The 9,751-nt window shown below is 62.6% G+C and carries 9 protein-coding genes; all 9 read left to right on the plus strand.

What is annotated here, in order from left to right; genetic code table 11:
- Window positions 1-40: 40 nt before the first annotated feature.
- Entirely contained in the window at window positions 41-1,150 is a 1,110-nt protein-coding gene (gene serC, locus DTW89_RS00915) for a 3-phosphoserine/phosphohydroxythreonine transaminase (protein ID WP_114654536.1), read from the plus strand.
- Between the two features lie 42 nt (window positions 1,151-1,192).
- Window positions 1,193-2,290 (plus strand): prephenate dehydratase, encoded by a 1,098-nt coding sequence (gene pheA / locus DTW89_RS00920; protein ID WP_114654537.1) that lies wholly within the window; start codon window positions 1,193-1,195, stop codon window positions 2,288-2,290.
- Between the two features lie 9 nt (window positions 2,291-2,299).
- Window positions 2,300-3,184: a prephenate dehydrogenase gene (locus DTW89_RS00925; RefSeq protein WP_024815338.1), complete on the plus strand. Its 885-nt coding sequence runs from the start codon at window positions 2,300-2,302 to the stop codon at window positions 3,182-3,184.
- Window positions 3,185-5,299, plus strand: coding sequence for a bifunctional 3-phosphoshikimate 1-carboxyvinyltransferase/cytidylate kinase (locus DTW89_RS00930; RefSeq protein WP_114654538.1), 2,115 nt, complete (start codon window positions 3,185-3,187; stop codon window positions 5,297-5,299). It begins immediately after the preceding gene.
- A 192-nt stretch (window positions 5,300-5,491) separates the two neighbouring features.
- Window positions 5,492-7,192 (plus strand): 30S ribosomal protein S1, encoded by a 1,701-nt coding sequence (rpsA, locus tag DTW89_RS00935; protein WP_291324728.1) that lies wholly within the window; start codon window positions 5,492-5,494, stop codon window positions 7,190-7,192.
- A 236-nt stretch (window positions 7,193-7,428) separates the two neighbouring features.
- Window positions 7,429-7,749, plus strand: coding sequence for an integration host factor subunit beta (locus DTW89_RS00940; RefSeq protein WP_024815341.1), 321 nt, complete (start codon window positions 7,429-7,431; stop codon window positions 7,747-7,749).
- Between the two features lie 154 nt (window positions 7,750-7,903).
- Complete coding sequence (locus DTW89_RS00945; protein ID WP_024815342.1) at window positions 7,904-8,218, plus strand: LapA family protein; 315 nt, start codon at window positions 7,904-7,906, stop codon at window positions 8,216-8,218.
- Window positions 8,208-9,365 (plus strand): lipopolysaccharide assembly protein LapB, encoded by a 1,158-nt coding sequence (lapB, locus tag DTW89_RS00950; protein ID WP_114654539.1) that lies wholly within the window; start codon window positions 8,208-8,210, stop codon window positions 9,363-9,365. Before DTW89_RS00945 ends, lapB begins: the two co-directional genes overlap by 11 nt.
- Before the next feature lie 121 nt (window positions 9,366-9,486).
- The coding region (locus DTW89_RS00955) for a ComEA family DNA-binding protein (RefSeq protein ID WP_201740911.1) at window positions 9,487-9,751 on the plus strand (265 nt) is incomplete at its 3' end.

Raw genomic sequence — 9,751 nt, forward strand, 5'->3', positions numbered from 1 at the left:
TTATCCGGTAAGCACTAGATGCCATTTTTACCAATATTTGATGACACGCCCATACAACTTCTCTGCCGGCCCGGCCGCCATCCCCAACGAAGTCCTCGAACAGGCTGCGGCCGAGATGCTGGACTGGCATGGCAGCGGCATGGGCGTGATGGAGATGAGCCATCGCGGCAAGGAATTTTTGTCCATCTACGAACAGGCCGAAGCCGACCTGCGCGAGTTGCTGGCGGTGCCTGCCAATTTCAAGATTTTGTTCATGCAAGGCGGCGGCCTGGCTGAAAACGCCATCGTGCCAATGAATCTGTCGCGCGCTGGGGCCGTCGATTTTGTGGTGACCGGCAGCTGGAGCCAGAAGTCGCAAAAGGAAGCGCGCAAATACGCGTCTGAAGCGAACGTGATCGCATCGGGGGAAGATGGTAGTTTCACGACCCTGCCCGATCCGGCTGCATGGAAAATCAGCCGCGGAGCGAGCTATTTGCACATCTGCAGCAATGAAACCATCAATGGCATCGAATTCCACCAGTTGCCCGATCTGAAGGCGCTGGGCAGCGATGCCCCGCTGGTGATCGATTTTTCGTCTCATGTGGCCTCACGCCCCGTGGACTGGTCGCGCGTGGGCCTGGCCTTCGGCGGCGCCCAGAAGAACCTGGGACCCGCAGGCCTTACGCTGGTGGTCGTGCGCGAAGACCTGCTGGGCCACGCACTGCCCTCGTGCCCCAGCGCGTTCGACTACAAAACCGTGGCCGACAACCAGTCGATGTACAACACGCCCCCGACCTGGGGCATCTACGTGGCGGGGTTGACCTTCCAGTGGCTCAAGCGCCAGCGCGAAGGCAGCCACAGCGGTGTGGCGGCAATGGAGCAGCGCAACATCGCCAAGGCCCGCCTGCTCTACGACACCATCGACCAGTCGCAGTTCTACGTGAACAAGGTGGCGGCCAACTGCCGCTCGCGCATGAACGTTCCCTTTTTCCTGCGCGACGAGAGCCGCAACGATGCCTTCCTGGCGGGCGCCAAGGAGCGTGGATTGCTGCAGCTCAAGGGGCACAAGTCGGTCGGCGGCATGCGCGCCAGCATCTACAACGCGATGCCGCTGGCAGGCGTGCAGGCGCTGGTGGACTACATGCGAGAATTTGAACAAAAAAACGCCTGAACACCCGTTCAGGCGCACGCCCCGCGAACGCCTCAGTCATTCATGAACAATCCGCAAGCCTCACCCGAACTCGCCAGCCTGCGCGTGCAGATCGACAACATCGACCAGCAACTGCTCACGCTGCTGAACCAGCGCGCGCTGGTGGCAGAGCGGGTGGGCGAAATCAAAAAACGCGAAGGCACGCCCTTCTTCCGCCCCGATCGCGTGGCGCAGGTAATCGAGAAGATCCAGACCGCCAACCCCGGGCCGCTCAAGGGCGCCCACGTGGCCGCCATCTGGCGCGAAATCATGTCCGCCTGCCTGGCGCTTGAATCGCCGCAACGCGTGGCCGTGCTGGGCCCGGAAGGCACGTTCTGCGAACAGGCGGCCATCGAGTTCTTTGGCGGCGCCGCAGACCTGATGTATTGCGCCAACTTCGATGAAGTTTTTCATGCCACTGCCGCCGGCAGCGCCCAATATGGCGTGGTGGGTGTCGAAAACTCCACCGAAGGCGTGGTCACGCGCTCGCTCGACATGTTCCTGCACACGCCCACCCATGTGGTCGGCGAGGTGAGCTTGCTGGTGCGCCACAACCTGCTGCGCACGAGCAATTCGCTCGACGGGATCGACGTGGTGCTGGCCCATCCGCAAGCGCTGGCACAGTGCCAGGCCTGGCTGTCCAAGCACCTGCCGCATGCCGAGCGACGCCCGGTTTCCAGCAATGCCGAGGGCGCGCGCCTGGCCACCACCAACCCCGCGTGGGCCGCCTTGTCCAGCGAGCGCGCGGCCCAGCAGTTTGGCCTGCACATCGTCGCCCACGCCATACAGGACGACGCCTACAACCGCACGCGCTTCGCCATCATCTGCCTGCCCGACACGCTGCAGACTCCGCCGCCCTCGGGCAAGGACTGCACCAGCCTGATCGTGTCGGTTCCCAACCGGCCCGGCGCCGTGCATGACTTGCTCGTGCCGCTCAAGACCCATGGCGTCTCCATGACACGCTTTGAGTCGCGCCCCGCGCGCACCGGCCAGTGGGAGTATTACTTCTACATCGACCTCGACGGGCATCCCGCACACCCCCATGTGGCGCGGGCTCTGGAAGAGCTGCGCAGTCTGTGCGCGTTCTACAAGGTTCTGGGAACCTACCCCGTTTCATCATGAGAGGCCGCCATGTTTGAACAACTCGGACTGATCGGCTGCGGCCTCATGGGAGGCTCTTTCGCTCTGGCAATGAAAAAGGCAGGCCTCGTTAAACGGGTGGTCGGCTACAGCAAATCGCCCTCCACCACCGACCGCGCCCGCCAGCTGGGCGTGATTGACGTCGAGGCGCCATCGGCCTTGCTGGCAGTGGCAGGGGCCGACATTGTGCTGCTGGCCGTGCCAGTCGCTGCCACGGAGGCCACGCTCAAGGCCATCAAGCACCTTGTCACTCCGCAAATGCTGATCATGGACGTGGGTTCCACCAAGGCCGACGTGGTGCAGGCGGCCCGGCGCTCGCTGCGCGACCAGCTGGGATCGTTTGTGCCGGCCCACCCTATTACAGGGCGCGAGGTTTCCGGTGTGGAACACGCCGACGCCGAGCTTTACAGCGGCCGTCAGGTCATCCTGACCCCTATCGAGCGAACCCTCACAGCGCAGCTGCAGAAGGCAGAAGAAGTCTGGACAGCGCTGGGTTGCCGGGTGACCAGCATGTCCCCCGAGTCCCACGATGCGGCCTTTGCGGCCATCAGTCACCTGCCGCATCTGTTGGCGTTTGCCATGATGAACAGCATCACCGGGCAATCAAACGGCGATGATTTTTTGTCGCTGGCAGGTCCGGGGTTTCGCGACTTCACCCGCATCGCTGCGGGCGACCCCAAGATGTGGCGCGACATTTTGTTGTCCAACCGCGAAGAATTACTGGCCCAGTCACGCCTGTTCCAGCAGGCCCTGCACACCTTTGAGCAGGCCATGGAAAAAGGCGATGCACAGCGACTGGAAGACATGCTCACCCTGGCCAGCGAAACCCGCGCCCACTGGCGCATGGGCGCACAGCGCACGTCCAGAAACCGATAGATGTTCAGCACCGCCTTTCTCGATCTGCCCCCGCTCGACACTGCCGGGGGCTGCGTGCACCTTCCCGGCTCCAAAAGCATCTCCAACCGCGTGCTGCTGCTGGCTGCGCTAAGCCGTGGCACCACCACCGTGCACGACCTGCTGGCCTCCGACGACACGCGCGTGATGCTTGATGCGCTGCGTCAGATCGGCTGCACGGTCGATGAAGCAGGCAGTACCGTGCGCATCACGGGCCTGGGCGGCCGAACGCCCCAATCGCCCGCACAGCTGTTCATGGGCAATGCCGGCACCGCCATGCGCCCTCTCACGGCAGCGCTGGCGCTGCTGGGCGGCGAGTTCGAGCTGTCCGGGGTGCCGCGCATGCACGAGCGCCCGATTGGCGATCTTGTCGATGCGCTGCGTCAGCTGGGCTGCCATATTGACTACCTGGGCAACGATGGCTATCCGCCACTGCGCATCGCCCATGCGGACGGCGTGCCTGCGTTGGCGCTTGCCTCGCCCATCCGCGTGCGCGGCGACGTATCGAGCCAGTTCCTTACCGCCCTGCTCATGGCGCTGCCGCTGGCGGCTGGCACGCACAGCATCGCGATCGACGTGGTGGGGGAGCTGATATCCAAGCCCTACATCGCCATCACCCTGCAGTTGCTGGCGCGCTTTGGCATCGTGGTCGAACACCAGAACTGGCAGCGGTTCACGATTGCTGCAGGCAGCCGCTACCAGTCTCCCGGCGACATCCATGTAGAAGCGGACGCATCATCCGCTAGCTATTTCATAGCGCTTGGCGCAATTGCATCAAGCACTGAAGGCCAAAATGGCATCAAAATTCAGGGGGTTGGCCTGGATTCGATCCAGGGCGACATACGCTTTGTCGATGCAGCTCGGGCCATGGGAGCCGTGGTCACGGGCGGCCCCAACTGGCTGCAGATCGAACGCGGCGCATGGCCCCTCAAGGCCATCGATCTGGACTGCAACCACATCCCGGATGCCGCAATGACACTCGCCGTCATGGCGCTCTATGCTGAAGGCACCACCACCCTGCGCAATATCGCCAGCTGGCGCGTGAAGGAAACCGACCGCATCGCCGCCATGGCCACCGAGCTGCGCAAGCTCGGTGCCACGGTGGAAGAAGGTGCGGACTTCATCCGGGTTAGGCCGCCGGCAGCTGGCACGGTCACCGCCGGGCCGCCCCAGGATGCGAGCACCCCATCCGGGGACAGCGAACCACGCTCCGAGGGGAGCGCGGTGGCGCCAACCGGTTGGAAAGCCGCCAGCATCCACACCTACGACGATCACCGCGTGGCCATGTGTTTCTCGCTGGCAGCCTTCAACCCCGCCTGCCTGCCGGTGCGCATCGAAGATCCCAAATGCGTGGCCAAAACGTTTCCGGACTACTTCGAGGCTTTGTTCTCGGTGGTCCACGCCCTGCCCCGCCATGTTCCCGTGATCACCATCGATGGCCCAACGGCCTCCGGCAAGGGCACGGTGGCCGAGGCCGTGGCCAAGCGCCTGGGCTACGAATTCCTGGACTCCGGTGCCATGTATCGCATCACCGCGCTGGCTGCGCTGCGGGCGGGACTGGGCATTGATGCCGCCCACGAAGCGCCCATTGCCACGCTTGCACGCAGCCTCCCCGTGCGGTTTGAGGCAGGCCGCATACTGCTGGGGGCCGACGACGTGACCGACGCCATACGCACCGAAGAAGCCGGAATGAACGCCTCGCGCGTGTCCGCCTTGCCTGCCGTGCGCGCCGCACTGGTCGACCTGCAGCACGGCTTTCAGCGCCTGCCGGGGCTGGTGGCCGATGGCCGGGACATGGGCACCGTGATCTTCCCGGACGCTCCTTTGAAGGTGTTTTTGACGGCCAGTGCTTCCTGCCGCGCAGAACGCCGCCATAAACAGTTGATTTCAAAGGGTTTTTCGGCTAATATCGACGACCTTCGCGCAGATCTGGAGGCGCGTGATGCCCGGGATAGCTCCCGCAGCGTCGCACCCCTCAAGCCTGCGCAAGATGCTCTGGTCCTGGACAACTCCACCTTGACGATTGATGAAGCCGTCAACCAGGTGTTGTCATGGTGGCAAGAGCGCCAGCCTTTCGCAGTGACTGCGCAGCGCTGAAACGTGTGGGGCCTTCCTGAAAAAGGGGCCCCGCAGGCAAGACCGCAAGGCCTTGCAACAGGCCCATGCAACCCCTCTCGCGCGCCAGCGCACAGGTTGCCTGGATCGATAACCTAACCCGCGGTTTTACCGCAAAAAACCACCGCAAGCAGCTATAAAAACAGTAGCAATGGTGCTACTGGAATCCTGTTTGTGGCAAGGAAACACATGTCCGAATCTTTTGCCGCCCTTTTTGAAGAATCCTTGCAGCGCACGGAAATGCGCCCAGGCGAAGTCATCACCGCTGAAGTTGTGCGAGTCGAGCACAACTTCGTCGTGGTCAACGCCGGCCTCAAGTCCGAAGCCTACGTGCCGCTGGAAGAGTTCAAGAACGACAAGGGCGAAGTCGAAGTCCAAGTGGGTGACTTCGTGTCGGTGGCCATTGGCTCCATCGAAAACGGCTACGGCGACACCATCCTGTCGCGCGACACCGCAAAGCGTCTGGCTTCGTGGATGAGCCTGGAAAAGGCCCTCGAATCCGGCGAATTCGTCACTGGCACGACCAGCGGCAAGGTCAAGGGCGGTCTGACTGTCCTGGTCAACGGCATCCGCGCATTCCTGCCCGGTTCGCTGATCGATACCCGTCCGATCAAGGATCTGACGCCGTACGAAAACAAGACCATGGAATTCAAGGTCATCAAGCTCGACCGCAAGCGCAACAACGTGGTGCTGAGCCGCCGCGCTGTGGTGGAAGCCTCCATGGGCGAAGAGCGCGCCAAGCTGATGGAAACCCTCAAGGAAGGCTCCATCGTTCAGGGCGTGGTCAAGAACATCACCGAATACGGTGCGTTCGTGGACTTGGGCGGCATTGACGGCCTGCTGCACATCACCGACATGGCATGGCGCCGCGTGCGTCACCCATCCGAAGTGGTGACTGCTGGCCAGGAAATCACCGCCAAGATCCTGAAGTTCGACACCGAAAAGAACCGTGTCTCGCTGGGTCTGAAGCAGATGGGCGACGACCCATGGATGGGCGTGAACCGCCGCTACCCACAATCGACCCGTCTGTTCGGCAAGATCACGAACATTGCCGACTACGGCGCGTTCGTCGAACTCGAACCCGGCATCGAAGGCCTGGTGCACGTGTCTGAAATGGACTGGACCAACAAGAACATCGCTCCCGCCAAGCTGGTTTCGCTGGGCGACGAAGTCGAAGTCATGGTTCTGGAAATCGACGAAGACAAGCGCCGCATCAGCCTGGGCATGAAGCAGTGCAAGGCCAACCCATGGCAAGAATTCGCACAGGACACGAAGCGCGGCGACCGCGTCAAGGGTCCTATCAAGTCGATCACCGACTTCGGCGTGTTCGTGGGTCTGGCTGCCGGCATCGACGGCCTGGTGCACCTGTCCGACCTGTCGTGGAACGAAACCGGCGAAGCCGCTGTTCGCAACTACAAGAAGGGCCAAGAAGTCGAAGCCATCGTGCTGGCTGTGGACGTGGACCGCGAACGCATCTCCCTGGGCATCAAGCAGCTCGACGGTGACCCGTTCACGACCTTCGTGACCGTGAACGACAAGGGCCAGACGGTGACCGGCAAGGTCAAGACCGTGGACGCCCGTGGCGCTGAAATCGACCTCGGCGAAGACATCGTGGGCTACCTGCGCGCTTCGGAAATCTCCCGCGACCGCGTGGAAGATGCCCGCAATGTGCTCAAGGAAGGCGACGAAGTCACGGCCGTGGTGGTGAACGTGGATCGCAAGACCCGCAACATCCAGCTGTCGATCAAGCAAAAGGACATGGCTGACGAACAAGGCGCCATGGCCAACCTGAGCCAGCAATCGAGCCGCGAAAGCGCCGGCACGACCAGCCTGGGCGCCCTGCTGCGCGCCAAGCTGGACAACTCGGAAAAGTAAAGCACTGACCCGGGAGCATCTGCTCGAATCGAGCGGTAAGTGTGCGCTGCGGATCGCGGTGGCCTGCTAGGCGCAAAGCGCAGCAATAGCCTGGCTATTGCGAGCATTTGCGACAACGCAGACCGCCCGAGTCCGCAGATGCACACGACGCGATGACTCGTGCAGAGGCTCCCTAGACGGTCAGACAGCGGGCGCCTTGTGCGCCCGCTTCTCTTTCAGCCATTGATTCTCCTGCCATGCCCCAAGACTCCATGACCCGCTCTGACCTCGTTGAGGAACTGGCCGCCCGCTTTGGTCAGCTCACGCACCGCGATGCCGAATTCGCCGTCAAGACCATTCTGGACGCTGTGGGCGATGCCCTGGTGCATGGGCACCGCATCGAGATCCGGGGCTTTGGCAGTTTCTCGGTCAACCATCGCCCGCCACGCATGGGCCGCAACCCGCGCAGCGGCGAAGCCGTGGCCATTCCGGAAAAGCGCGTGCCGCATTTCAAACCGGGCAAGGCACTTCGCGAGGCGGTAGACCAGCGAACCGCCGAGCTGGAAACAAGTCTTTGAATACCGGTTGCTATTAGTTCAATAGCTATTAGCGCTTTATAAATGAGGGCTAGCGGCATAAATCATGCAAATCCATGAATGAACCACGCACAGCGCTGCTACGGCTGGGCCGTACTGCCAAGCTCTTAGAATCTCCCCACCACCGGGGAGCTCCATGAAATACCTCCTGTGGCTGCTCAAGGCAGCCATTTTTTTTACGCTGTTTGCGTTCGCACTGAACAACCAGCAAGACGCCACCGTGCATTTTTTCTTTGGCACGCAGTGGCGGGCGCCTTTGGTGCTGGTGGTGTTGACCGCGTTTTCTGCCGGCCTGGTGGTGGGCGTACTGGGCATGGTGCCCCGCTGGTGGAAGCACCGCCGGGCAGCGCGCCGCGCCGATAGTTCAACCAAGCTGTCGCCCGCGCCCACCGCGCCCGCTCCAGCGGCTGCCTCATCGTCTGCCGAATTGCTGCCACCCCATGGAATTTGATATCAGCTGGATTTTGCTGGGCCTGCCCCTGGCCTTTGTGCTGGGCTGGCTCGCCTCCCGCTTTGACCTGCGCCAGCTGCGTGCGGAAAACCGCCGTGCTCCCAAGGCCTATTTCAAGGGGCTGAACTTTCTGCTCAACGAGCAGCAGGACCAGGCCATCGATGCCTTTATTGAAGCGGTACAGAACGATCCCGACACATCCGAACTGCACTTTGCGCTGGGCAACCTGTTTCGTCGGCGGGGCGAATACGACCGTGCGGTGCGGGTGCATGAGCACCTTTTGTCCCGCGGCGACCTGTCCCGTGCGGACCAGGAGCGTGCCCAATATGCCCTGGCGCTCGATTTTCTGAAAGCGGGGCTGCTGGACCGGGCCGAAGCAGCCCTGAGCCAGCTGGAAGGCACACCGTTTGAGGGCCAGGCTCGCCTTGCCTTGCTGGCCATTTACGAGCGCTCGCGCGACTGGCCCCTTGCCGCAGGCATTGCCCGCAAGATGCACGATGCACATCAAGGTGATTTCAGCACCCGGCAGGCGCACTACCTGTGCGAGCAGGCGCAAGCCTGCATCGCCAACAACGACCGCCCCGGCGCGCTGGCCTTGCTGAACCAGGCGGTGGCCACCGCGCCCGAGGCGGCCCGCGCCCGCATCGACCTTGCCCGGCTGCAGCACTTGATGGGCGAAAGTGGTGCCGCCCTGGGCACACTCCAGGCGCTCAGCCGGCAGGCCCCTGCCGCAGTACCCCTGGCCACCCCCCTGATGCTGGAAACCGCTATCGCCGCAGGCCAGGCGCCGGAGATGCAGGCATTGCTGCAAGCGCATTACGCCCAGGCGCCATCGCTGGATGTGCTGGAGGGCATCGTGGCCTTGCAGGCACTGAACCCCACCGATGCGGCCACGGCACGGCAATGGTATGTCCGGCATCTGGACAAAGAGCAATCCCTGGTGGCAGCAGCCAAGTGGCTGGCAGAAGAAAAACTCGAGCACGAAGAGTTCCATCCGCAGATCCAGCGGGCGCTGGACCACGCCGTCAAGCCGCTCACGCGCTACCGCTGCGCCGCCTGCGGCTTCGAGGCACGCCAGCATTTCTGGCAATGCCCGGGCTGCCAGACTTGGGACAGCTACCCCGCCCGCCGGGTGGAAGAACTCTGAGAACGCAAAGGGTTCACGATCTGACCCGCAGTTGCCGGCAGGCCGCCCGTAAAGCCGCAGTTGCCTCGCTATGATGCCTGGGCGATTTCATCGCGTCGCATCAACTACCAGGAGTTCATCCGTGCTGAAAAAAATACTGACCACCCTTGTCATGCTGTATGCCGGTGCCTCGTTTGCAGCGGTCGATGTGAACAAGGCCACGGCCGCAGAACTGGACGGCATCAAAGGCATCGGGCCCGGCCTCTCCGGAAAAATCATCGAAGAGCGCAAACACGGTGCGTTCAAGGACTGGGACGATTTCATCCAACGGGTGCGCGGCGTGGGCGAAACCAGTGCTGGCAAGTTTTCTGCCGAGGGCATGAGGGTGAATGGCCGCACTTTCAAGG

Origin of the sequence: Acidovorax sp. BoFeN1, assembly GCF_003345135.1 — a bacterium.
GTDB classification, from domain to species: Bacteria; Pseudomonadota; Gammaproteobacteria; order Burkholderiales; family Burkholderiaceae_C; genus Acidovorax; species Acidovorax defluvii.

Bases quoted from the DNA above. Each gene is read 5' to 3' on its own strand.
- serC (WP_114654536.1), top strand. From the start codon at position 41: ATGACACGCCCATACAACTTCTCTGCCGGCCCGGCCGCCATCCCCAAC.
- pheA (WP_114654537.1), top strand. From the start codon at position 1,193: ATGAACAATCCGCAAGCCTCACCCGAACTCGCCAGCCTGCGCGTGCAG.
- DTW89_RS00925 (WP_024815338.1), top strand. From the start codon at position 2,300: ATGTTTGAACAACTCGGACTGATCGGCTGCGGCCTCATGGGAGGCTCT.
- DTW89_RS00930 (WP_114654538.1), top strand. From the start codon at position 3,185: ATGTTCAGCACCGCCTTTCTCGATCTGCCCCCGCTCGACACTGCCGGG.
- DTW89_RS00940 (WP_024815341.1), top strand. From the start codon at position 7,429: ATGCCCCAAGACTCCATGACCCGCTCTGACCTCGTTGAGGAACTGGCC.
- DTW89_RS00945 (WP_024815342.1), top strand. From the start codon at position 7,904: ATGAAATACCTCCTGTGGCTGCTCAAGGCAGCCATTTTTTTTACGCTG.
- lapB (WP_114654539.1), top strand. From the start codon at position 8,208: ATGGAATTTGATATCAGCTGGATTTTGCTGGGCCTGCCCCTGGCCTTT.